Origin of the sequence: Sphingobium fuliginis (assembly GCF_004152845.1) — a bacterium.
GTDB lineage: Bacteria > Pseudomonadota > Alphaproteobacteria > Sphingomonadales > Sphingomonadaceae > Sphingobium > Sphingobium fuliginis.
Map to the genome: position 1 here is coordinate 220933 of NZ_SEON01000002.1, position 23921 is coordinate 244853.

Sequence of the window (23921 nt, forward strand, 5' to 3'; positions counted from 1 at the left end):
CGCCACGTCCGCCCGCTCCTCAGTCATCCCCGCCCCCTCACCCGTCATCCCCGCGAAGGCGGGGACCCATCTCCCGCCCCATCCCAAAACGCAAGGCAGGGGGATTGACGGCATTGGCCGCAAGGTGAATCCGAAATGACCAAACTCGCCATCATCAACGGAAAGCTGGCCGACCCCGCAGGCAATGACCTCGCCACCGGCGTCATCCTGATCGAGGATGACCGCATCCTCGCAACCGGCGACATCACCGTGCCGCAAGATGCCGAAACCATCGACGCGGCGGGCCTCGTCGTCGCGCCCGGCCTCGTCGACCTCGGCGTTTTCGCCACCGACAAGCCGGCCTTCCACTTCGGCGGCATCACCCGCGCCGCGCTGATGCCCGATCAATCCTCCCCGCTGGACGACGCCGGCCTCATCCGCCAGGCGACGCGGGCGGGCAAGCCCGACTTCTGGGTCCACCCCATCGCGGCGGCCACCCGCGGCCTGAAGGGGGCGGAGCTGGCGGAGATCGGCATGATGCAGGCCGCAGGGGCGAAGGCGGTCGGCACCGGACGCCAGTGGATCGCCGATTCCGGCGTGATGATGCGCGTGCTGTCCTATGCCTCGGGCCTTGGCCTCACCGTCATCACCCATGCGGAGGATAGCGGCCTTGCGGGCAAGGCCGTGGCGACCAGCGGCGAAACGGCGACGCGGCTCGGCCTGCCCCACGCGCCCGCCTGCGCCGAAGCGATGGCGATCGCCCGCGACATCATGCTGGCGCGGGTGACCGGCGGCGCGATCCATTTCCGGCTGGTGACGACCCGGGCAGGTTTCGACCTGATCCGCGCGGCCAGGGCGGATGGCCTCAGGATCACCTGCGGCATCAGCCCGGCCTATCTCTTCCTCTCCGACAATGCGGTGACGGATTTCCGCACCTTCGCGCGCCTCTCTCCGCCGCTCCGGTCGGAGGACGACCGGAAGGCCGCGATCGAAGCGGTCGCGGACGGCACCGTCGACGTCATCACGTCCAGCCACGATCCCCGCGGGCCGGAGGACAAGCGCCTGCCCTTCGCGGACGCCGCCCCCGGCATGGCCGGCGCGGAAACGCTGCTCGCCCTGTCGCTCAACCTGGTGCGGGACGGGCATGTGACGCTCAACCGGCTGATGACGCTGCTCAGCGCCAACCCGGCAAGGATATTGGGCGTCAACGGCGGCAGCTTCGCGGCGGGCGCCGCCGCCGACCTGATCTTCATCGATCCGGACGCGCCGTGGATCGTGGATTCGGGGAAGATGGCCGCCCAGGCCGGAAACACGCCGTTCGACCGCATGCCCGTGCAGGGCCGCGTGCGCAGGATCATGAAGGGCGGGAATTTCCTCTAGGGCGATCTCCAGTGAAATGGCCCATTCCCAAGGTTCGGAAATCACGGCAGGCAGGGAAAACCGAGGGCATGTTCCGATTCCATCCAATCGGAACATGCCCTCGGTTTTCCCGCTTGCTCTCCCCGGCGGGCCACGCTAAAGCGCCCTCCTTCGCTGGCCCCGGCCAGTGCAGGAGTGTAGCTCAGTTGGTAGAGCGTCGGTCTCCAAAACCGAATGCCGGGGGTTCGAGTCCCTCCACTCCTGCCAAGCGAACTGGCCGCGAAACCTTGAAATATCGGGGGTTCGCGGCTAGCTGTGCTTGACGAAGCATGGGTCGCGGAGCGCGGCCGCACCCCCGGACGCCGAACAGGGCGGGATCGGGAGGGCGGACTGTTGCTTCGCGCTTTGGTGTTTGTTGGAAGGATTTGGTGCGGGCGATGGCGAAGGTTTCTCCGGGCGAATTCGTCAATCAGGTGAAGACCGAAGCGTCGAAGATCGTGTGGCCCACGGGCCGCGAAACGATCATGACCGGCGTGATGGTGGTCATCATGACCTCGCTGCTGGGCCTGTTCTTCTTCGGCATCGACACCTTCTTCGGCGCGATCGTCCAGTGGCTGCTGGCGTTCGCCGCCGGACAGGCCTGACGACGAAACTGGGAGTTTGACAGGATAACATGGCGCGCTGGTACATCATCCACGCCTATTCGGGCTTCGAGAACAAGGTCAAGGAATCGATCCTGTCCGAAGCCGAGCGCATGGGCCTCTCCCAGCTGGTCGAGCAGGTGGAAGTCCCCACCGAGACCGTGACGGAGGTGAAGCGCGGCAAGAAGGTGCAGGTCGAGCGCAAGTTCATGCCCGGCTATGTCCTCGCCAAGCTGGCGATGAACGACGACATCTACCATCTCGTCAAGAACACGCCGAAGGTGACGGGTTTCCTGGGGTCCAGCGGCAAGCCGCAGGCCATCAGCGAGGCGGAGGCCGCCCGCTATTTCGGCGCGCAGAAGGCCGCCGAAGCCGCGCCCAAGCACAAGATCAACGTCGATTACGAGATCGGCGACAGCGTCAAGGTGCTGGACGGCCCCTTCGCCAGCTTCAACGGCACGGTCGAGGAACTGGATTTCGAAAAGAACCGGGTCAAGGTGTCGGTGTCGATCTTCGGCCGCGCCACCCCGGTCGAACTGGACTTCGAACAGGTCGAACTGTCGAAGTGATTTTCACGTCATCCCAGCGAAAGCTGGGATCTCGTGCCCCAGGCCGTTCCCTTGCGGCCTGAGATGCCAGCTTCCGCTGGCATGACGACAAGGGAAAGTGCGGGAGGATCGCTCCGGTGATCCGTCAATACCGCTAAACTTGAACCGGGCGCGCCTTCGGGCACGCCCAGCAACAGAGTGAGTGAAAATGGCCAAGAAGATTACGGGCTATATCAAGCTCCAGGTGCCCGCTGGAGCCGCCAACCCCTCGCCGCCGATCGGTCCGGCGCTGGGTCAGCGCGGTGTGAACATCATGGAATTCTGCAAGGCGTTCAACGCCTCGACGGAAAAGATGGAAAAGGGCACCCCGCTGCCGACCATCATCACCGTCTATGCGGACCGTTCGTTCAGCTTCGTCACGAAGCAGCCGCCCGCCACCTATCTGATCAAGAAGGCCGTCAACCTGAAGTCGGGCTCGAAGGAGCCGGGCAAGGTTTCCGCCGGACAGATCAAGCGCTCGCAGCTCGCCGAAATCGCGCAGGCCAAGATGGCCGACCTGAACGCGAACGACATCGACGCAGCGACGAAGATCATCGAAGGCTCCGCCCGCGCGATGGGCCTCGAAGTGGTGGAGGGCTAAGACCATGGCAAAGCTGACGAAGAAGGCGAAGGCCCTGGCCGCTGCCGTTGACCGCGAAAAGCTGCACGGCGTCGATGAGGCGCTGGGCCTGATCAAGACCCATGCGACCGCCAAGTTCGACGAAAGCGTCGAAATCGCGATCAACCTGGGCGTCGATCCGCGTCACGCCGACCAGATGGTCCGTGGCGTCGTGACCCTGCCCGCCGGCACCGGCAAGGACGTCCGCGTCGCCGTGTTCGCCCGCGGCGACAAGGCTGAAGCCGCGACCGCCGCCGGCGCCGACGTGGTGGGCGCCGAAGACCTGCTGGAATCGATCCAGGCGGGCAATATCGACTTCCAGCGCGTGATCGCCACCCCCGACATGATGGGTCTGGTCGGTCGCCTGGGCAAGGTTCTGGGCCCCAAAGGCCTGATGCCGAACCCGAAGCTGGGCACCGTCACCCCGAATGTCGCCGAAGCGGTCAAGGCCGCCAAGGGCGGCCAGATCGAATTCCGCGTCGAAAAGGCGGGCATCATCCATGCCGGCCTCGGCAAGGCGAGCTTCTCGGCCGAAGACCTGCGCAGGAATTTCGACGCCTTCGTCGACGCCATCGTCAAGGCGAAGCCGTCGGGTTCGAAGGGCAAGTACGTCCGCAAGATCGCCCTGTCGTCCTCGATGGGCCCGGGCGTGAAGGTCGACGTGGCGGAAGTCGCTTCGGCCTGATCCGACGCACAAACAGATAGGGGAGCCTCCTTCCTCCATGCGGGGAAGGAGGCTTTCGCTTTTTAGAGACTTGGCACCATAAAACGCCCTCTCACCCGTTCGGGCTGAGCCTGTCGAAGCCCTCTTCTTTTCCTGAAGGAAAGAAAAAAGCCCCTTCGACAAGCTCAGGGCGAACGGAGGACAGGCATGCATGTTATAACGCGATCACCAGACACCGTGACCTTGGGCGGACTCGCCCGGCAACGGTGTGAACTTCGGGGTGCATGACCTTGCACCCCGGCTCCAAAACCCCCCGGAGCGCATTGAGGTCACCTTCGTATCCGTCGGGAATGGCGGGTCGCTTTACCGATGGAAAATATAATGTCTTTCGAACATCTCCCCGCCCTCCTGTCCGACGCGCTGACGCGAAAGGGCTATGAAAGCCTGACCCCGGTCCAGGCCGAAGTCACCCAGCCCGAAGCCAAAGGCCGCGACCTCATCGTCTCGGCGCAGACCGGATCGGGCAAGACGGTCGCCTTCGGCCTCGCCATGGCCGCCGAACTGCTGGGCGAACAGAACCGCCTGCCCGTCGCCGCCCAGCCGCTGGCCCTCGCCATCGCGCCGACCCGCGAACTGGCGCTTCAGGTCGCGCGAGAACTGGAATGGCTCTATGGCGAGGCGCGCGCCCGCATCACCACCTGCGTCGGCGGCATGGACGCCGCCAAGGAACGCCGCGCGCTTTCCCACGGCGCGCACATCGTCGTCGGCACGCCGGGCCGCCTGCGCGACCATCTCGAACGCGGCGCGCTCGACCTGTCGGCGATCAGGACGGTGGTGCTCGATGAAGCCGACGAAATGCTCGACATGGGCTTCCGCGAGGATCTGGAAGAAATCCTCGACGGCGCGCCCGAGGGCCGCCGCACGCTCCTTTTCTCCGCCACCATGCCCAAGCCGATCGTGGCGCTGGCCAGGCGCTACCAGAAGGACGCGCTGCGCATCTCCACCGTCAGCGACGAGCGCGGCCATGGCGACATCAGCTATCAGGCCGTCACCGTCGCCCCCGCCGACATCGAAAACGCGGTGGTCAACCTGCTGCGCTATCATGAGGCGGAAACGGCGATCCTCTTCTGCGCCACCCGCGACAATGTCCGCCACCTCCACGCCAGCCTGACGGAGCGCGGCTTCGCGGCGGTGGCGCTGTCGGGCGAACACAGCCAGAATGAGCGCAACCACGCGCTGCAGGCCCTGCGCGACCGCCGCGCGCGGGTCTGCGTCGCAACCGACGTCGCGGCGCGCGGCATCGACCTCCCCAATCTCAGCCTCGTCATCCATGTCGAAATCCCGCGCGACGCGGAAACGATGCAGCACCGCTCCGGCCGCACCGGCCGCGCCGGCAAGAAGGGGACGGCCGTGCTGATCGTCCCCTATCCGCGCCGCCGCCGGGTCGAATCCATGCTGCGCGGCGCGAAGATCCCCGTCGAATGGGGCACCCCGCCCAGCCGGGAAGCGATCCAGGAACAGGACAATGCCCGCCTGCGCGAGAAGCTGATGGAACGCGCCGAGCTGGACGAGCAGGACTGGGCGCTGGGCGCCGAACTGCTGGCCGAAAAATCGCCCAAGGAAATCGCCGCCATGCTGGTGAAGAGCGCCCGCGCCGCCCTTCCCGCGCCGGAGGAGCTGCTGGACGCCAGCGAAGCGCCCGCCCGCCGCGACGGACCGCGTCCGGGGTTTGAGGATACGGTCTGGTTCCGCATGGACATCGGCCGCAACCAGAATGCCGATCCGCGCTGGATATTGCCGCTCATCTGCCGCCGCGGCCATGTGTCGCGGCAGGAGATCGGCGCGATCCGCATCGCCGCCAATGAAACGATGTTCGAAATCCCTTCCGCCATCGCGGCGAAGTTCGTCGGCGCGGTGAAACGCACCGGCCAGGCCAGTGACGAGGGCGCCGAAGTCGCGATCGAGCAGATCGAGGGCAAGCCCCGCGAAATGGCGCGCGAAAACCGGCGCGACGGCGGCCCGCGCGGCAAGGGTCGCCCCAATGAAGGGCACGGCCCCAGGCCCGCCTATGGCGCGCGGCCGTTCAAGGGCGGCCCGCGCAAGGCTGGCCCCCGCAAGCCCCGCGGTTGACCGGGCGGGAGCCGGGCAGCCCTTCATGCATTGAAAAGCCATGGCTGCCCCCCTCCTCATCCCGATCCTCGGCGACCAGCTGACGCCCGGCATCGCGTCGCTCCGGAACGCCGACCCGGCAAGCAGCATCCTGCTGATGATGGAGGTAGCGGACGAAACCACCTATGTCCGCCATCACAAGGCCAAGATCGCCTTCATCCTCTCCGCCATGCGCCATCATGCCGATCGGTTGAGGGCGCTCGGATGGACGGTCGACTATGTGAAGCTCGACCAGCCGGAAAACAGCGGCAGCTTCACCGGGGAGGTCGCCCGCGCCGTCGCACGCCACCGTCCCTCCGCCATCCACGTCACGGAGGGCGGCGAATGGCGCGTCCGCGCGATGCTGGAGGAATGGGAAGGCCGCTTCGGCATCCCCGTCACCATCCATGAGGATGACCGCTTCCTCTGCTCCCATGCCGAATTCGATGCCTGGGCGGCGGCGCGCCAGCAGCTCAGGATGGAATTTTTCTACCGCGACATGCGCCGCAGGACCGGGCTGTTGCTGACGGAAGAGGGCGAACCCGAAGGCGGCCAGTGGAATTTCGACGCGGAAAACCGAAAACCGCCGCCCCGGCGCGACCTGTTGATGCCGCAGCCGCTCCGCTTCCGCCCCGACCCGATCACGCAGGACGTGCTGGCGCTGGTCGCGGCGCGTTTTTCAGACCATATCGGCTCGCTCGACCATTTCCACTTCGCCGTCACGCATGAGGATGCGCAACGCCAGCAGGACCATTTCCTCGACCAGGCCCTGCCCCGCTTCGGGGACTATCAGGACGCGATGCTGACCGATGAGCCATTCCTCTGGCACTCGGTCCTGTCGCCCTATATCAACGCCGGACTGCTCGACCCGCTGTCGCTCTGCCGGGCGGTGGAGGGGCGATACCGCGCCGGCAGGGTCCCGCTCAACGCGGCGGAGGGCTTCATCCGGCAGGTCATCGGCTGGCGCGAATATGTGCGCGGGGTCTATTGGCACGAAGGCCCCGGCTATGGCCGCCGCAACGCGCTGGATGCGAAGCGCGACCTGCCCGGCTTCTACTGGACGGGCAAGACCGACATGCATTGCATGGCCCGGGCGGTCGGCCAGACCATCGACCACGCCTACGCCCATCATATCCAGCGACTGATGATCACCGGCAATTTCGCCCTGCTCGCCGGGATCGCCCCCGTGCAGGTGCATGTCTGGTATCTGGAGGTCTATGCCGACGCCTATGAATGGGTGGAAATGCCCAACACCATCGGCATGGCGCTGTTCGCGGACGGCGGCCTGCTGGGGTCGAAACCCTATGCGGCGGGCGGCGCCTATATCAACCGCATGTCGGATTATTGCGGCCGGTGCCGCTATGACGTGAAGCAACGCCTCGGCGAGGACGCCTGCCCCTTCAACGCGCTCTACTGGGACTTTCTGGCCCGCAACGAGCGGAAGCTGGCGCGCAATCCGCGCCTCGCCATGCCCTATCGCAACTGGAACCGGATGAGCGTGGAGGACCGCGCCGCCCTCAGGAAACAGGCGGCGCGGTTCCTCGACGGATTGGGCACCGGTTAGAGCGCGCTGCGTTAAATCCTACGCAGGCCGCGCGCTCCAAGCTTTTGTTGTCGCATCCTTTTAAGCGCAAAACCGGTTCCCACTTTTGCGCACGATGCTCTAGAATGCCTTCGCATCGATCGACCAAGCTCCGTCAACACCCTAACCCGCCCCGCAGAGCGACAACATCCGCGCCGCCAGCTCCCGCTCCCCCATCACCACATGGGGCACGCCCAGCCCCTCCAGATGCCTGACCTCCGCATCGGAATGGGCGCGGGCGATGACCTGAAGATGGGGATTGAGGTGGCGCGCATGTTCGTGAATCGCGCCGCCCTCGAACCCTTCGGGCACGGCGATCAGCAGCCGCCGCGCCTCGTTTATGCCGGCCGCCCGCAGATGCCGGTCCTCCAGCGCGCTGCCCCGCACCACGGTAAGGCCGGCCTCCTCCGCCTCCTCCGCCCGGTCGGAATCGGCTTCGATCACCACGAAATGCGCGCCCTTCTCGGCCAGCCGATCCGCGATCAGCTTCCCCACCCGGCCATAGCCGACCAGGATGACATGGCCGATGCGCGGCTTGGCCTTCGCCTTCTGGGCCTGCGCCTCTTCCTCCACCTCCTCCTGCTTGTGCCCGCGCACGATCAGGGAGAAGATCAGCGGATTGAGGAAGATCGAAACGATCGCGCCCGCAAGGATCAGGTCGCGCGCCTCGGCCGGCAAGACCCCCAGTCCCGTGCCCAATGAGGCGAGGATGAAGGAGAATTCCCCGATCTGCGCCAGGCTCGCCGCGATGGTGAGCGCCGTGTCGCCCGGATGGCCGAAGGCGCGGACGATGGCGAAGGCGGCGATCGACTTGCCGACGATGATGATCGCCACCGTGGCCAGCAACGGCAGCGGCTGCTCGACCAGCACCGCCGGATTGAACAGCATGCCGACGGAAACGAAGAAGAGCACGGCGAAGGCGTCGCGCAGCGGCAGCGTCTCCTCCGTCGCGCGGCGGCTGAGCGGCGTCTCGCCCAAAATCATGCCGGCGAAGAACGCGCCCAGCGCGAAGGACACGTCGAAGGCGACCGCCGCGCCGAAGGCGACACCCAGCGCTATCGCCAGCACGGCCAGGCGGAACAGTTCGCGCGATCCGCTATGCACGACCCAGTGCAACGCCCAGGGAATGACGCGGCGGCCGACCACCAGCATCAGCGCGACGAAGCCCGCGACCTTCAGCAGCGTGCCCAGCAGCGGCGCCAGCAAGGCCCCGGCATTGGCCCCGCCCGCCGCATCGGCATTGTTCATGACCCCGGCAAGCGCGGGGAGCAGCACCAGCGCCAGCACCATCACCAGATCCTCGACGATCAGCCATCCGACGGCGATCCGGCCCCGGCGCGTTTCCACCAGGTCCGCCCCCTGCAGGGCGCGCAGCAGCACGACGGTGCTCGCCACCGACAGCGCCAGGCCGAAGACCAGCCCGCCCAGCAGCGGCCAGCCCATGACATGCGCCAGGCCCATGCCCATCAGCGTCGCCACCGCGATCTGGCCCAGCGCGCCGGGCACCGCGATGTTCTTCACCGACAGAAGGTCGCGCAGGGAGAAATGCAGGCCGACGCCGAACATCAGCAGGATGACGCCGATCTCCGCCAGTTCATTGGCCAGGCTGGCATTGGCGACGAAGCCCGGCGTGAACGGCCCGACCATGATCCCGGCGATCAGATAGCCGACAAGCGGCGACAGTTTCAGGCGATGGGCGATGGCGCCCATGACGAAGGCGACGACAAGGCCCGCGACGATCGTTCCGATCAGGGGCGTGTGATGGGGCATGGAGTGTCTTTCCCTGACCCCCGATGGAGGAACGCCCTCCATCGGCGGCATATCATATTCATTCAGCGACGGTCAGCATCGCCGCCGACAACAGCGCGCCGGCCGCGCCCAGTCCCGCCATGACGGCCGGCATGAACCACCATGGCGGACGGCGGCGGGACGACCCCGTGCTGCCGCGTCTCGATCTTCTGCGGGTCATGAAGAGGCTCCTTTTTCCTGATGGCGGCCTGGAACGGCCGCCCAGAGGGCGATACGTCAGGAAAGGACCGGGGGCGCCCGCGCCCGCCGGGGGGAATGCAGGTGGAAGGACGGGAAAGAAACGAAGGCGGGAGAGAATCGGTCGCCGGCGCGCAGCAGGACGACGCCCGGCAGCATCGCGATGGCCATCGGCCCGCTCATGGCGAACGCCGGAAACGGCGCCCGCCCGTCGCCATCCGGCTCGATGGCCTGCGCGGCGACAGGGGTCGCATGGGCGCGGGCCTTCAACACCACGGCGGTGGTGGCCGGGTTGAAGGCGGAGCCGGTGAACCGGCTGGATGGCGGTCCCAGGGGGGCGAGCGCGCTCAGCAGGGCCACGCCGATCGACAGCCACAGGGTCAGGATGAACAGCAGCCGGGCGGCCAGTGCTTCATTCCTGTATGGCGCTGGCGTCATGCGTGATGCTATCCTTTCGCCGCGCCAAGATAGGGACGCGCAAGGCCAAAAACCAGCCCCGAATGCCGCGCTTGCCGGTTGACATGGGCGAGTCATTCCAGTAGCGGGCCACATTCCCGCGCGGGTCCAACAGGGCATTGTCCCTCGACGATCTGCGTAAAGCAGATTTGAACGAGAAGAGAAGAGCCATGTTCGCAGTCGTGCGCACGGGCGGCAAGCAGTATCGCGTCGCCGCCGGAGACAAGATCGTCGTCGAGAAGCTGGCCGGTGAGGCTGGCGACAAGGTGACCCTGGATGACGTCCTGTTCGCCGGCGAAGGCAGCGACGTGAAGGACGCAGCCAAGCTGACCGTCGCCGCCGAAATCGTCGCGCAGGCGAAGGGCGAGAAGGTCATCGTTTTCAAGAAGCGCCGCCGGCACAACTACCGTCGTCGCAACGGCCACCGCCAGAATCACACGATCCTCAAGATCGTGTCGATCGCCTGAGCCGCAGCAAAGTCACGAGGAGTTTAAGTCATGGCACATAAGAAAGCTGGCGGTTCGTCGCGCAACGGTCGCGATTCGGAATCGAAGCGCCTTGGCGTGAAGAAGTTCGGCGGTCAGGAAGTGATCGGCGGCAACATCATCATTCGCCAGCGCGGCACCCGCGTCTATCCGGGCCGCAATGTCGGCATGGGCAAGGACCACACGCTGTTCGCGCTGGGTGAAGGCCGCGTGGTATTCCACACCGGCAAGCTCGGCCGCAAATATGTGTCGGTCGACGCACTGGCCGAAGCAGCCGAATAACGGACGATCGATGACGGATCGTCCCTCGCAATCGGGGCGATCCTCCTGGCGGAACGACTTTGGTCACACCGCCAGAGTTCGAGGGAAACAAGGGGCGCCCCATCCGGGAGCGCCCCTTTTTCGTGTCGACGGGCGTCTCCCCTGAATTTCCCTCAACTCTCTGGAACCCCTCGCTTTCTCGCGCGTCGTGCGGGCGGGGCCCAGCCAGAGAAGATAGTCGTCAAGCCGTAACTTTTCGCGGTCATTGGCGCGCCGGAGATTAGGAGACTTTCGATGTTCGCCCGTACCCCCCGCCTGTTGCTGCGGCCCGGCTGGATGGAAGATGCGCCGGCCCTTGCAGAAGCGATCGGCGATGCGGCCGTCCTGCGCAACCTGACCCGCGCACCGGCCGCCTACAGCCAGGCCGATGCGGAGGCGTTCCTGGCCCAGCCGCAGGACCCGCGCCTGCCCAGCCTGCTTGCCTTCACCCGCACCAAGGGCGCACCGCGCCTTGTCGGCGGCTGCGGCCTCCATGCGGCGGCTGATGGCAGGGTGGAGCTGGGCTATTGGATCGCCCGCCCCTATTGGGGACTCGGCTTCGCGACCGAAGCGGCCAGCGCCGTCATGCACATGGCCCGCGCCTCGGGCGTCCGCGATGTGCGCGCCGCCCATTTCGTGGACAATCCGGCATCCGGCAACGTCCTGCGCAAGCTCGGCTTCCGCTATGCCGGCCGGATGGAAAGGCGCTTCAGCCTGGGCCGAGGCGCGGCGGCGGATTGCCTGGTCTTCGAGGAAGGCGCCTCCGGACAGGCGGGCGCCAGCCCCATGATGACGGATTCGTCGACCGACCTCTACGGGGATTCGCTGCCCGCGCTGGCGGCCTGATCCCTGCTGCCGGGGATGGCGGCACGGCGCCGCCTTCTCCGGCGCCGGCCGCTTTTCGGGCAAGCGGCCGCTTTTGCCGCGCGCCTGTTTAATTCCGCCGCATAAACCGCTATGGGCGCGCGATGCATTTTCTTGATCAAGCGAAGATTTTCATCAAGTCCGGCTGGGGCGGTCCCGGCGCGGTCAGTTTCCGGCGCGAAAAATATGTCGAATATGGCGGTCCCGACGGCGGCAACGGCGGCAAAGGCGGCGACATCATCTTCGAGGCGGTGGCCGGGCTGAACACCCTGATCGACTTCCGCTACACCCAGCATTTCAAGGCGCAGCGCGGCATGCCCGGCGCGGGCAAGAACCGCTATGGCGCCGGCGGCGAAGACCTCGTCATCAAGGTGCCGGTGGGCACGCAGATCCTGTCCGATCCCACGCCCGTCGACGGCACGGAGGATGAGGACGGGACGATGGAATATGAACAGGAACTGCTCGCCGACTTCACGCAGGTCGGGCAACGCGTCGTGCTGCTGCGCGGCGGCGACGGCGGGCGCGGCAACCTGTCCTACAAGACCAGCACCAACCGCGCCCCGCGCCAGCATGGCACGGGCTGGCCGGGGCAGGAAATGTGGGTGTGGCTGCGGCTGAAGCTGCTGGCCGATGTGGGCCTTGTGGGCATGCCCAATGCGGGCAAGTCGACCTTCATCAACCAGGTCACCAACACCAAGGCGAAGGTCGGCGCCTATGCCTTCACCACCACCAAGCCGCAACTGGGCGTGGTGCTGCATCGCGACCGGGAATTCGTCCTGGCCGACATTCCGGGCCTGATCGAAGGCGCGGCCGAGGGCGCGGGGATCGGCGACCGCTTCCTGGGCCATGTCGAACGCTGCCGGGTGCTGCTGCACCTGATCGACGCGACCGGCGACGACCCGGTCGAACAGTTCCGCATCGTGCAGGATGAACTCGCGGCCTATGGCGGCGGGCTGGACGAAAAGCCGCAGATCGTGGCGCTCAACAAGGGCGACCTGCTGGGGCCGGAACTGATGGAGGACATTGCCGGCCAGCTTCGGGACGAGGCCGGGGTGGACGATGTGTTCATCATCTCCGGCGCGACCGGCGAAGGCGTGCCGGCCCTGCTGGACGCAGTGCTGCCGCTGCTGGACCAGCCCGGCGAGGATGATGAGGATGGGACAGAAGAAGAAGACGAGAAGCCGTGGTCGCCACTGTAACTCCTCCCCTCCCCTTCAGGGAAGGGGTCGGGGATGGGGGCTTGCCGGATAGGGCTTCCCCCGCCTTGCCTCCTCACCCCAACGCCTCCCCTGCAGGGGAGGAGCGCATTCGGACCGCTTCATGACTTCTTCCCTCTCCGGCTTCCCTCCTTCGCAAATCCGCCGCCTGGTCATCAAGATCGGCTCCGCCCTGCTCGTCGATCCGAAGGGCGAGGTGCGCGAATCCTGGCTGCGCACGCTGGTGGCCGACATCGCGGCGCGCAAGGCTGCGGGCCAGCAGATCATCATCGTCTCCTCCGGCGCCATCGCCCTGGGGGCCCGGCGGCTGAAACTGCCCAAGGGCGGACGCGGCTCGCTCGAAGACGCGCAGGCGGCCGCCGCCACCGGCCAGATCGCGCTGTCGCAATGCTGGGCCAGCCTGCTCCACGAAAGGGGCATCACCGCCGCGCAGATGCTGGTGACGCTGGACGATCTGGAAAACCGCCGCCGCTATCTCAATGCGTCGGCCACGCTGGAACGGCTGATGGCGCTCGACGTCGTGCCGGTCGTGAACGAGAATGACAGCGTCGCCACGGCGGAAATCCGCTTCGGCGACAATGACCGGCTGGCGGCGCGCATCGGACAGGCGGCACGGGCTGACGCAGTTGTGCTGCTGTCGGACGTCGACGGGCTTTACACCGCCAACCCGCATGTCGATGCGGACGCCATGCTGATAGAGACAATCGAGCGCATCGATGCGCGCATCGCCGGGATGGCGGACGGCGGCTCCGCCTCGGGCATGGGATCGGGGGGCATGACCTCCAAGATCGAGGCGGCGCGGATCGCGACCGGGGCCGGCGCGCATCTGGCGATCATCTCCGGCAAGGTGGATTCGCCGCTGTCGCACTGGACCGATGGCGGCAAGGGCTCGATCTTCCTCGCCGCACAGGCCAGGGGCGCGCGCAAGGGCTGGCTCGCCGGCCGCCTCACCGTGCGCGGTCGGATCGTGGTCGATGCGGGGGCGGAGGCGGCTCTGGGCCGCGGCAACAGCCTGCTCCCGGCCGGCGTGGCGCGGGTCGATGGCATCTTCGCCCGCGGCGACGTGGTCGACATATTGGCCGAGGATGGTCGGGTGATCGCCCGCGGCCTCATCGAATATGACAGCGAGGAAGCCTCCCGCATCGCCGGCAAGCGCAGCGAGGACATCGCCGCGCTGCTGGGGCATCTGCCCCGCTCGGTGCTGGTCCACCGCGATCATATGGCGATGGTCTGATCCCATGTCCCTGCGCATTGCGATGACGGGCGCGACGGGTTTCGTCGGCGCCGAAACGCTCCATCAGGCTCTGGCGGCGGGACATCATGTCAGCGCCATCACCCGCCGGGCGCAGCCGCCGCGCGCCCATCTCAAATGGGTGCCCGGCGCGCTGGAGGACCGGGCGGCGCTCAACACGCTGGTGCGCGACGCCGATGTGGTGATCCACATCGCCGGCGTGGTGAACGCGCCCGACCGCGAAGGCTTCGAAACGGGCAATGCGCGCGGCACCATGGCGGTGGTCGACGCGATGCGGCATCGCGGGGTCAAGCGGCTGATCCACGTCTCCTCGCTTTCGGCGCGGGAACCGGAACTGTCGGACTATGGCTGGTCGAAGGAACTGGCGGAGCGGCATGTGAAGGCGAGCGGCCTCGACTGGACGATCATCCGCCCGCCCGCCATCTACGGCCCCGGCGACCGGGAGATGCTGGAACTGTTCCGCATGGCCCGGCGCGGGATCATGCTGATGCCGCCCGGCGGACGCCTGTCGGTGATCGAGGTGGGCGACCTCGCCCGTCTGTTCCTGACGCTGGCGGTCGAAAAGGACATGAAGAGCCTGACCCATGTCTATGAGGTCGATGACGGCACGCCCGGCGGCTGGGACCATATGGACTTCGCGCAGGCGATCGGACGCGCCGTCGGACGGCCGGTGCGGACCTTCGCGACGCCCGCCTGGCTGCTGGGCATGGGCGCGCGGCTCGACCGGCTGGTGCGCGGCAGGAACGCCAGGCTGACGCCCGACCGGGTCAGCTATTTCTGCCACCCCGACTGGGTCGTGACGAAGCGCAGGCAACCGCCCAAAAAGCTGTGGGTGCCCCGGGTGCCGACGGAAGAGGGATTGAAGGCCACTGCCGAAGCCTATCGGGCGAAAGGCTGGCTGCGATAGGCCGAACGGCCTCCGCCACGGCCTGAGCGGGGACCTTCCTGGCAAGGCCTAAACCGCCTCCCCTTTCTCCGCACGATGCTCTAAACCGCGCCCAAGCCCGCATCCGCCAGACCGCGCCAAAGGTGCAGCGCCTGAACGCTTTCCGCGACATCATGCACCCGCACCATCTGCGCGCCCAGTTCAGCGGCGCGAAAGACCAGGGCCACCGATCCGCCCAGCCGCTCCGCCGCCGGCGCCTCGTTCGACAGCGCCCCGATCAGGCGCTTGCGGCTGCCCGCGAACAGCAGCGGCACGCCCAGCCCCTGCAACGTCGCCAGCCCGTTCACCAGCGCCAGATTGTCGCCCAGCGACTTGCCGAAGCCCAATCCCGGATCGACCATGATCTTCCCGCGCGGCACCCCCGCCGCCAGACAGGCGTCCACCCGCGCCTCCAGCATGTCGAACACATCGGCCACGACATCGCCATAACCCCCGGCATTGTCGTGCGGATCGTCCCCGGCCGACGGCGCATGCATCAGGATGACGGGGCACCCCGCCGCAACCGCCACTTCCATGGCGCGGGGATCATGCCGCAGCGCGCTCACATCATTGACGACCGCCGCTCCCGCCGCCAGCGCGGCTTCCATCACCGCCGCCTTGCGGGTGTCGATGGACATGGGAACCCCTGCCGCCGCCAGCCTTTCGATCACCGGCACGACGCGGGCGATCTCATCCCCTTCCCACAGGCGCGGCGCCCTGGGTCGGGTGGATTCGCCGCCCACATCGATCAGCGCCGCCCCCGCCGCCGCCATGGCGAAGCCCGCATCGGCCGCCGCCTGCGGATCGTCCATATGCCTGCCGCCGTCGGAAAAGCTGTCCGGCGTGATGTTCAGGATCGCCATCACCTGCGGCGCGTCGAACCGGATGGTGCGTTCCCCCAGCACCAGGGGCGGACGCTGCGCAGAGATATTGGCCGCCAGCCGCTGCGCCCGCTCCGCCAGCGCATCGGGCAGCCCCGCAATGGCGTCGGCAAATTCCGCGACCGGCACCGTCGCCCGCGCCACGCGCCGCCCGTCCTTCCGCGCCGTCAGCTCATAAGCCTGGAACCACAGCAACCCATTGCCCATCCGCGCCGCCGACCCGTCGGCCAGACTGACGGGCGACGGCACGAACCAGATGGGGCGCAGGTAAAGCCGCGCATCGGCAGGAAGCTGTGGCAACATCTTCAAACTCCGTCGCCCAGAGCCGGAAAGGAATCCGGGATCGTTAAGGCTCGTTCGCCAGCAAATAGGTCTGCCGCAGCGCATCGATCGGCTTCAGCACGCCCTCCACCTCGCAATGCCAGAAGGTCCAGCCATTGCAACTCGGCGCACCCTGCAAGGTCGCGCCCATCTTGTGGATCGAGCCGGTATCCGCCCCCACCGACAGCGATCCGTCCGCCCGCACCACCGCCTGCCAGCGTCGCTTCGAATCCGTCAGCACCGCGCCGGGCTGCAGATAGCCCGTCTCGACCAGCGTGCCGAACGCCACCTTGGGCTGCTGCCGCGCCGTCTGCATGATGGTCAGCGCGCTTTCGTCCAGCGGCAGCGCCGCCTCGATCCGCTCCAGCGCGACCTCGATATAATCGTCCTCGCGCTCGATGCCGATCCACCTGCGGCCCAGGCGCTTGGCCACCGCGCCCGTCGTCCCGGTGCCGAAAAAGGGATCGAGCACCACGTCGCCCGGCTTCGTACAGGCCAGCAGCACGCGGTAGAGCAGGGCCTCCGGCTTCTGCGTCGGATGCGCCTTGGTGCCGTTGCGCTTCAGCCGTTCCTGCCCGCCGCAGATCGGCAGCACCCAGTCGGACCGCATCTGCAACTCGTCGTTCAGCGTCTTCATCGCCTTGTAGTTGAACGTATATCGCGCATCCTCGCCCTGGCTCGCCCAGATCAGCGTCTCATGCGCGTTGGTGAAGCGCGTGCCCTTGAAATTGGGCATGGGATTGGACTTGCGCCAGATGATGTCGTTGAGGATCCAGAAGCCCTCGTCCTGCAACGCCGTGCCGACGCGGAAGATATTGTGGTAGCTGCCGATCACCCAGATGGTGCCGTTCGGCTTCAATATGCGCCGCGCTTCCCGCAGCCAGGCCTTGGTGAAACGATCGTAGGAACCCAGCGTATCGAACTTGTCCCAGTCATTGTCGACCGCGTCCACCCGGCTGCCCTCGGGCCGGAACAGGTCGCCGCCAAGCTGGAGATTATAGGGCGGGTCCGCGAAGATCATGTCGATGCACGCATCGGGCAGCTTCGCCATTTCCGCGATGCAGTCGCCGCGCAGCAGGCGGTCGGCCTCGACCTCCACGGGCGCAACCGCCTTTTTCCGCCGCGGCGCGACGCGTTCCATGACACCCATTTCGTGACCCCCGTTTCCTTCTGAGGCCCAGCGATGAGTCCTCCGGAGTCAGCCGTCAAGATCAGCAACTTAGGGTTCAAGCCTCACATAATGGTTAACATGACGGAGAACGAACCGGGTAGCCACTAGATATTGAGTCGACAGCGACTCTAAAGACTCAAGATCGGCTAGTGTGACTCAAAAGACTCAGCGGAGAACAGGCCCAAAGTTTTTTTGGTTAACGCCGCTGGGCAGGGTAAAAACCGCCTTCACCTTGACCCATCGATAACCCGATGATTATGAACGCGTCCATGACCGACCATATTTTAAAGGGGGATCGATCGGCCTCCTGCGACGAACTGTTCAAGGCCCTGTCGGACGGCACCCGGCGCGCCCTGCTGGAATATCTGGTGCGCGAAGGGGAACAGAGCGTCCACGCCCTCACCGCCATTTCCGGCGTATCGCAACCCATGGTGTCCCGCCATCTCGGCAAGCTGAAACGCGCCAGCCTCGTGACGGCCCGCCGCGCCGGGCGCGAAACCTATTATTCCGCCCGCGCCAAGGGCCTTGCGCCCGTCGTGCAGTGGATGGCGGTCTACGGCGCGCTCTGGTCGCAGCGTTTCACCGCGCTGGAGGAACTGGACGCCTACTGACTTTCGAACATGGAACAACATGCGGAAATGGAATTAGGTGCTCCTGCGCAGGCAGGAACACACCCCTTCTATCGCACAGACCCCGCCAGGATCGCCTCGATCAGCGCCACGTCGTCCGGCTTGTCCGCGTCGATGCAGGCCTCCGCCTTCTCCATCGCCACCAGGCGCGCCACGATCCCGAAGCGCCGCCCCACCCGCGCGATCCCGCCCCGCAGCGTCGAAATCCGCAGCACCGCGCCCAGCAGGGCCAGCGGTCCGAAGGCGGACAGAATCTTCCACCCCTTCTTCCGGTCCTGCTCGACCTCCTGCCACAGCGCGACCACCGGCCGCGCCTTGCCGCTGCCGAACCAGAAGAGATTCGCCCCCGACCACCCGCCGTCACGAAATTTGAGCCAGGTCCGCCGCGACCCCGGATAGCGCGCCAGCAATGTCCTGCGCTCGACCATCGCCACGGCGATGTCCGCGCCGGATGCCTCGCGCACCATCTGGTCCAGCATGGCCCCGTCCAGCAGCACATGATCCGCCGTCGTCATCAGCAGGGGAAAGGGCAGGTCCCCCCGGTCCAGCAAGGCGATGAGGGAGGAAGCGATTCCGCCCCCGCTCCTTTCGAACCGCACTTCGGGATGCTCCGCCAGCCAGGCGGTCGCCGGATCGGCGGCGAACAGCTCCGGCGCCTGGGTCAGCACGACCAGCCGCCCGACCGCCGGATGCGCCAGCAGGGCGCGGGCCGGCCGGTTGATCATCGGCTCCCCCGCCACCGGCACCAGCGGCTTGACCGCCACGCCGGCCGCCGCCGCCAGGGGATCGGGGATCGGCCGCGCCCCGGCCAGCAGGATCGCGGTGATGTCGGAAGCCGCTGCGTTCATTCACGCCCGTTAGCGGAGGGAATCGCCCGCGAAAAGCTATTTCCCGGCCGCGGCCGGCGCCGCGCTCTTCTGCGCCACCTGCACGGGCAGGCCGATGCGCAGGCTCTTCAACTGCACCAGCCGCTGCCGGAAAGCCGCCAGCTCCCTGCCCGCCAGTTGCGATGTCGTGGTGAACCGCACCGACAGCGGATTGATCGTCCGTCCGTTCCGGTACAGCTCATAATGCAGATGCGGCCCGGTCGACAGGCCCGACGATCCGACATAGCCGATCACCTGCCCCTGCCGCACCCGCTGCCCCGGCGACGCGGCGATGCGGCTCATATGCGCATAGCCGGTGGCAAGGCCGTTGCCATGCTCCAGCCGCACATAATTGCCATGCCCGCCATGCCGCCCGGCATAGGACACCACGCCGTCCGTCGCCGCATAGATGGGCGACCCGTAATGGGCGGCAAAATCGATCCCCGCATGCATGCGGGTATAACCCAGGATCGGATGGCGCCGCATGCCGAAGCTGGACGACATGCGCCCCGCCACCGGCGCCGACAGCACGCCGCGCCGCTGGCCGACGCCCGACGCCTCGAACCACTGGGTCCGCCCGTCCTGCGTCCATTTCAGCATGTCGATGCCGCGCCCGCTCGCCCGGTGCAACCCGGCGAACAGCAGGTCGCCCACCTCCACGTCGCCCGTGTCGGCCCGCCGATATTCGGTGACGATGTCATAGCGGTCCCCCGCCGAGATCGATCCGAGATCGACCTGCTGCGCGACGACGCGCAGGAAACTCTGGATCGCCTTGGGCGGCGCGCCCGCCGCCCGCGCCGAACGATAGAGGCTCTCGCCCACCACGCCCTGGATGCGCAGCGGCGTCTCGTCCACATGGATCGCCGTCCGCTGCACCTGCAGGACCCCGCCGGCCCGCGCGATCTCGATCCCCAGATCGAGCCGCGCCCGGAAGCTCAGCCTGTCCAGCGGCCGCGGCACGTCCCGGCTCGGCCGTCGGCCCAGCACGATGTCCAGCGGCGTGCCCGGCTTCAATCCCGCGCCGGTGTCGCCCGCCACCAGGCTCGTCACCGTCGCCACGTCGCCGCCGCTCACGCCCGCCCGCGCCAGCGCCCGGCCCAGCGAATCGCTGCCGCCGATCTGCGCGCGCAATTCGATCTGCGGCCGCTCCGGCGTCTCGCGCAGCGGCTGCACCGCGTCGGTCGGCCCCATGCGCCGCCCGCTGTCCGCGCCCAGGGCAAGCGGCATGATCATCTGGCTGCGCACTTCGTCGAACTGCCTCGCCGGCATCAGCGGCTGCGGCGCGCCGGGCAGGGCATGAAAGCCCGGCGACAGATAAAGCGCCGCCGCGCACAGCCCGAAACAGGTCGCAAGTCCCCGGAACCAGGTGAAACTTCCCACCCGCTGGCCAAGGTCGGGAACCAGTTCCACATCCTCGGCCCAGTCGCGCAGCTTCTCCCGCCAGTCGCGCCGATCCTCGGCCGGTCCCGCCCTGCGGATCGAGTCAGTCAGCCACAGGGACGCGGAAGCGCCACCCTGCTGGGCATTGATCTGACCATCATGAAACACGGTAAAACACGCCCCCGGGGCAAATATCGCCCGACCCCCGCCGCGCGTTCATCCGCAATTTTGTAAAAGCACAAGGTTAAAGTCAAATAAACACGCCTTTTTTAACCCTTTTTCCGCGACCGGCCGTGCCCCGCAAAGGACCGGCGGACCAATCCCCGGCGCCTTCCCGCCTCCGTCCCCGTCATCCTGGCCTATCCGCCCTTCATGCCGGCGTCTCCTCCCTTCATCCCGGCCGCTCGTCCCGTCATCCCCGCCTCTCCTCCCTCATCCCCGCCTCTCCCCGTCACCCCCGCCTCCTCCGTTCATCCCCGCCCCCTCCCCGTCATCCCCGCGAAGGCGGGGATCCATCTCCCACCCCCACCCCCGCCGCAAGGCCGGCGGCCCACCCGCAAGACCCGCGCACCCCAATTCGACCTCCCGCCCGGGCCTTTCCCCTTGCCCTTCCCCGATCCATGCCCGACATAGCAGGGACCATGGCCCAGTTCGCCCGATCGCCCCTCACCGCCGTCCTGGGCCCCACCAACACCGGCAAGACCCACCTCGCCGTCGAACGCATGTGCGGCCATAGCTCCGGGATGATGGGCTTCCCGCTGCGCCTGCTGGCGCGGGAAGTCTATGACCGGGTGGCCGGCATGAAGGGCCCGGCGCAGGTCGCCCTCATCACCGGCGAGGAAAAGATCGTGCCCCCCGGCGCCCGCTATTTCCTCTGCACCGCGGAATCCATGCCGATCGGTCGGCAGGCCGGGACCGCGAACGAAGGGCTGGCGGATTACGCCTTCGTCGCCCTGGACGAAGCCCAGCTCGGCGCCGATCCGGAACGCGGCCATGTCTTCACCGACCGCCTCCTGCGCGCCAGGGGCCGGGAGGAAACGATGATCCTCGGCTCGGCCAGCATCGGCCGGGTGGTGAAGGCGCTGGTCCCCGATGCGAAGATCATCGGCCGCCCGCGTTTCTCGACGCTCAGCTATGCCGGCGCGAAGAAGCTCTCCCGCCTGCCCAAGCGTTCCGCCATCGTCGCCTTCTCCGCCGAGGAGGTCTATGCCGTGGCGGAAATGCTCCGCCGCTTCCGGGGCGGCGCAGCGGTCGTGATGGGCGCGCTCTCGCCCCGCACCCGCAATGCGCAGGTGCAGATGTTCCTGAACGGAGAGGTCGACTATCTGGTCGCCACCGACGCGATCGGCATGGGCCTCAATCTCGACGTCGCGCATGTTGCCTTCGCCTCGCTGCGCAAATATGACGGCCGCCGCACCCGCCGCCTGACCGTCGCGGAAATGGCGCAGATCGCCGGGCGCGCCGGCCGCCACCACCAGGACGGCACCTTCGGCAGCCTGGGCCATGAGGATGGCGACGCCGCCTTCACGCCGGAAGAGATAGAGGCGATAGAGGCGCACCGGTTTCCGCCGGTGGAGCAGCTTTTCTGGCGCAACGGCACGCCGCGCACCGACCGGCTGGATCACCTCATTTCCGATCTGGAGCAGAAGCCCGACCGCCCCGAACTGCGCGCCGCGCCCGAAGCGGTCGACCTCGCCGTGCTCAGGCGGCTCGCCGACGACCCGCTGGTGATCGATCGGGCACGCGGCAGGAAGCAGGTCGAACGGCTCTGGGCCGCCTGCGGCCTGCCCGATTTCCAGAAGCTGGGCGCCGAACATCATGCCCGCGCCGTCAGCCGCATCTGGCGCTTCCTGTCCGAAGGGACGGGCCACATCCCCCGCGACTGGTTCGCCCAGCAGATTGCGCGACTCGATTCGGTTCAGGGCGACATCGACACCCTTTCCGGCCGGATCGCCGCCGCCCGCACCTGGTCCTACATCGCCCATCGCGCCGACTGGCTCGCCCATCCGGCGGAAATGGCGGAGCGCACCCGCGCCCTCGAAGAAAAGCTCTCCGACGCGCTCCACGCCGCGCTGACGCAGCGTTTCGTGGACCGGCGCACCACCGTTCTGCTAAGGGACATCGGCCAAAGCGCGGCCAATCTGCCGGTCGAAATCGAACAGGACGGGACAGTCTGCGTCGATGGCGAGACGATCGGGCGACTTGACGGATTTCGTTTCTCGGTCGATCCCGCTACCCGGCATCAGGACAGGAAGATGCTGCTGGCGGCCGCTGAACGGCGCCTTGGAAGGATATTGCGAGTGAAGGCTGACGAATTGCTGGGCGCACCCGATACCGATTTCGCGCTCATGGACGAAGCAGGACAGGCCCCCGGCATAAGCTGGAAGGGCGATCCGGTGGCGACGCTGCACGGCGGCCCCGCGCTGCTGACCCCGGAAATCCGTCTGGACCGCGCGCTCCTCGCAATGGGACAGGATGTGCAGAAGCAGGTGGCGGCCCGCCTTGCCGCATGGATGGACGCGCAGAAGGAAAAGCATCTGCTGCCCCTCACCAGGATGGTGGGCAGCAGCGCCGACCCCGAAGTCCCCGCCGTCGTCCGCGCCGTCTTCGCCCAGCTTGCCGATGCCGGCGGCGTCATCGCGCGCACCGAACTCGATTCGGCGCTCGGCCATCTCAACAAGGATCAGCGCCATCTGCTGCGCCGCGCCGGCATCGACATCGGCGTGCTCGACATCTATCATCCCGGCCTGCTGAAGCCCGGCGCCGCCCGCTGGCGCGCCGCCCTGCTGGCCGCGCGCCTGGGCAAGCCCTGCCTGCCCCTGCCCGGCCCCGGCCTCACCCTGATCCCGGCCGGCGAAAAGCCTGAGCAGATGGGCGCCCGCATCGCCGGCTTCCGCGGCTTTGGCGAACAGATGCTGCGCATCGACATGGCCGAACGCATGGCCCGCACCGCGCATGAGGCCATCGCCAGGAACGAGGCCTTCACCGCGCAGAGCCCGCAGATCGTCTCGCTCGGCCTGTCGGAGGACGCCTTCCTCCAACTGATGCGCCTCGCGGGCTTCCGCGCCGTGGAGGCGCCTGCGGAGGGCGGACCCAATTGGGCCTTCCGTGGCCGGCAGAAGGCGCGGACGCACCAGCAGCATCCGGGCCGCGAAAAGCGCGGCGCCCCCGCCCAGGGCAAGCCCCGCAACGACCGGGGGCCGCGCCCCGCCGCCTCGTCCGGCCCTGCCCCCACCGGCAACCATGCCTTTGCGGGCCTTGCCGAACTGCTGGGCCGCAATGGCTGACGCGGGCCTGGTCGCGGCCCACGGCCCCAGCCTGCGCATCGACAAGTTCCTCTGGTTCGCGCGCCTCGCAAAGAGCCGTTCGGTCGCCCAGAAAATGGCGGAGGACGGCCATATCCGCCTCAACGGCCGCCGCATCGAACGCTCGCACGCGCCGGTGCGGGCCGGCGACCTCATCACCTTTCCCCATCCCAGCGGCGTCCGGGTCGTCCGCATCCTCCAGCTCCCCGGCCGCCGAGGCCCCGCCCCCGAAGCCCAATCCTGCTATGAGGAACTGACGGTCGGCGCCTGAAGGGCCGCCTTTGTCGTTCCCGCGAAGGCGGGA

23 protein-coding genes and 1 tRNA gene are annotated in these 23921 nt (G+C 67.4%); 17 read left to right on the forward strand and 7 right to left on the reverse strand.

Translation table 11 applies throughout. From position 1 onward, the window contains the following. Positions 1-135: 135 nt before the first annotated feature. From EWH10_RS05960 to EWH10_RS05995, 8 genes are all read left to right on the forward strand, one after another. A complete protein-coding gene (locus tag EWH10_RS05960) occupies positions 136-1359 on the forward strand; it encodes a dihydroorotase (RefSeq protein WP_044661679.1) in 1224 nt (407 codons plus the stop codon). Between the two features lie 170 nt (positions 1360-1529). Further along, positions 1530-1605: transfer RNA gene (locus EWH10_RS05965), tRNA-Trp, on the forward strand. A 170-nt stretch (positions 1606-1775) separates the two neighbouring features. Further along, on the forward strand, positions 1776-1982 hold the full coding sequence (gene secE, locus EWH10_RS05970; RefSeq protein ID WP_025550848.1) for a preprotein translocase subunit SecE: 207 nt from the start codon (positions 1776-1778) through the stop codon (positions 1980-1982). 29 nt (positions 1983-2011) lie between these two features. Next, complete coding sequence (gene nusG, locus EWH10_RS05975) at positions 2012-2548, forward strand: transcription termination/antitermination protein NusG (RefSeq protein ID WP_007683610.1); 537 nt, start codon at positions 2012-2014, stop codon at positions 2546-2548. A 187-nt stretch (positions 2549-2735) separates the two neighbouring features. After that, positions 2736-3167: a 50S ribosomal protein L11 gene (rplK, locus tag EWH10_RS05980; RefSeq protein WP_044661678.1), complete on the forward strand. Its 432-nt coding sequence runs from the start codon at positions 2736-2738 to the stop codon at positions 3165-3167. Positions 3168-3171: 4 nt separating this feature from the next. Beyond that, positions 3172-3870: a 50S ribosomal protein L1 gene (gene rplA, locus EWH10_RS05985; protein WP_044661677.1), complete on the forward strand. Its 699-nt coding sequence runs from the start codon at positions 3172-3174 to the stop codon at positions 3868-3870. A 360-nt stretch (positions 3871-4230) separates the two neighbouring features. Next, positions 4231-5979, forward strand: coding sequence for a DEAD/DEAH box helicase (locus tag EWH10_RS05990; RefSeq protein ID WP_044663049.1), 1749 nt, complete (start codon positions 4231-4233; stop codon positions 5977-5979). A gap of 40 nt (positions 5980-6019) precedes the next feature. Then, positions 6020-7561 (forward strand): cryptochrome/photolyase family protein, encoded by a 1542-nt coding sequence (locus EWH10_RS05995; protein ID WP_044661676.1) that lies wholly within the window; start codon positions 6020-6022, stop codon positions 7559-7561. A 141-nt stretch (positions 7562-7702) separates the two neighbouring features. Here EWH10_RS05995 and ybaL read toward each other — a convergent pair whose 3' ends face one another. Genes ybaL through EWH10_RS06005 form a run of 3 tightly spaced genes read right to left on the reverse strand, consistent with a single transcriptional unit; the run spans position 7703 to position 10003 of the window. Then, positions 7703-9349, reverse strand: a complete 1647-nt coding sequence (ybaL, locus tag EWH10_RS06000; RefSeq protein ID WP_025551612.1) for a YbaL family putative K(+) efflux transporter — start codon at positions 9347-9349, stop codon at positions 7703-7705. Between the two features lie 58 nt (positions 9350-9407). Further along, the gene (locus tag EWH10_RS21670; RefSeq protein ID WP_165363323.1) at positions 9408-9548 is read right to left on the reverse strand and encodes a hypothetical protein; all 141 of its coding nucleotides are present in this window, start codon (positions 9546-9548) and stop codon (positions 9408-9410) included. 56 nt (positions 9549-9604) lie between these two features. After that, positions 9605-10003: a hypothetical protein gene (locus tag EWH10_RS06005; RefSeq protein ID WP_044661675.1), complete on the reverse strand. Its 399-nt coding sequence runs from the start codon at positions 10001-10003 to the stop codon at positions 9605-9607. Between the two features lie 188 nt (positions 10004-10191). On the opposite strand from EWH10_RS06005, the gene rplU reads away from it, so the two are divergent. The 6 genes from rplU to EWH10_RS06035 all read left to right on the forward strand — a co-directional run bounded on the left by rplU (position 10192) and on the right by EWH10_RS06035 (position 15046). Continuing rightward, positions 10192-10488 carry a 50S ribosomal protein L21 gene (gene rplU / locus EWH10_RS06010; protein WP_007683601.1) on the forward strand — a complete coding sequence of 99 codons (297 nt, stop codon included), beginning with the start codon at positions 10192-10194 and terminating at the stop codon, positions 10486-10488. 30 nt (positions 10489-10518) lie between these two features. Beyond that, on the forward strand, positions 10519-10788 hold the full coding sequence (gene rpmA, locus EWH10_RS06015) for a 50S ribosomal protein L27 (protein ID WP_022683124.1): 270 nt from the start codon (positions 10519-10521) through the stop codon (positions 10786-10788). A 273-nt stretch (positions 10789-11061) separates the two neighbouring features. Then, positions 11062-11652 (forward strand): GNAT family N-acetyltransferase, encoded by a 591-nt coding sequence (locus EWH10_RS06020; protein WP_044661674.1) that lies wholly within the window; start codon positions 11062-11064, stop codon positions 11650-11652. Positions 11653-11774: 122 nt separating this feature from the next. Beyond that, entirely contained in the window at positions 11775-12869 is a 1095-nt protein-coding gene (gene obgE / locus EWH10_RS06025) for a GTPase ObgE (RefSeq protein ID WP_044661673.1), read from the forward strand. 121 nt (positions 12870-12990) lie between these two features. After that, entirely contained in the window at positions 12991-14121 is a 1131-nt protein-coding gene (gene proB, locus EWH10_RS06030) for a glutamate 5-kinase (protein ID WP_044661672.1), read from the forward strand. A gap of 4 nt (positions 14122-14125) precedes the next feature. Continuing rightward, positions 14126-15046, forward strand: a complete 921-nt coding sequence (locus tag EWH10_RS06035) for an NAD-dependent epimerase/dehydratase family protein (RefSeq protein ID WP_025551603.1) — start codon at positions 14126-14128, stop codon at positions 15044-15046. Between the two features lie 80 nt (positions 15047-15126). Here EWH10_RS06035 and folP read toward each other — a convergent pair whose 3' ends face one another. Then, positions 15127-16248: a dihydropteroate synthase gene (folP, locus tag EWH10_RS06040; RefSeq protein ID WP_044661671.1), complete on the reverse strand. Its 1122-nt coding sequence runs from the start codon at positions 16246-16248 to the stop codon at positions 15127-15129. A gap of 43 nt (positions 16249-16291) precedes the next feature. After that, entirely contained in the window at positions 16292-17416 is a 1125-nt protein-coding gene (locus EWH10_RS06045) for a site-specific DNA-methyltransferase (RefSeq protein ID WP_025551601.1), read from the reverse strand. 290 nt (positions 17417-17706) lie between these two features. On the opposite strand from EWH10_RS06045, the gene EWH10_RS06050 reads away from it, so the two are divergent. Continuing rightward, positions 17707-18048 (forward strand): ArsR/SmtB family transcription factor, encoded by a 342-nt coding sequence (locus EWH10_RS06050; RefSeq protein ID WP_025551600.1) that lies wholly within the window; start codon positions 17707-17709, stop codon positions 18046-18048. A 68-nt stretch (positions 18049-18116) separates the two neighbouring features. Here EWH10_RS06050 and EWH10_RS06055 read toward each other — a convergent pair whose 3' ends face one another. Further along, positions 18117-18914, reverse strand: coding sequence for a nucleotidyltransferase family protein (locus EWH10_RS06055; protein ID WP_025551598.1), 798 nt, complete (start codon positions 18912-18914; stop codon positions 18117-18119). 36 nt (positions 18915-18950) lie between these two features. Beyond that, the gene (locus tag EWH10_RS06060) at positions 18951-20480 is read right to left on the reverse strand and encodes a M23 family metallopeptidase (RefSeq protein WP_025551597.1); all 1530 of its coding nucleotides are present in this window, start codon (positions 20478-20480) and stop codon (positions 18951-18953) included. Between the two features lie 473 nt (positions 20481-20953). Here EWH10_RS06060 and EWH10_RS06065 point away from each other — a divergent pair, with 473 nt between their 5' ends. Both EWH10_RS06065 and EWH10_RS06070 read left to right on the forward strand, forming a co-directional pair. Beyond that, positions 20954-23599 carry a helicase-related protein gene (locus EWH10_RS06065; protein WP_229742462.1) on the forward strand — a complete coding sequence of 882 codons (2646 nt, stop codon included), beginning with the start codon at positions 20954-20956 and terminating at the stop codon, positions 23597-23599. After that, positions 23592-23888 (forward strand): RNA-binding S4 domain-containing protein, encoded by a 297-nt coding sequence (locus EWH10_RS06070; RefSeq protein WP_044661669.1) that lies wholly within the window; start codon positions 23592-23594, stop codon positions 23886-23888. The genes EWH10_RS06065 and EWH10_RS06070 overlap by 8 nt, the downstream gene beginning before the upstream one ends. Positions 23889-23921: the final 33 nt, after the last annotated feature.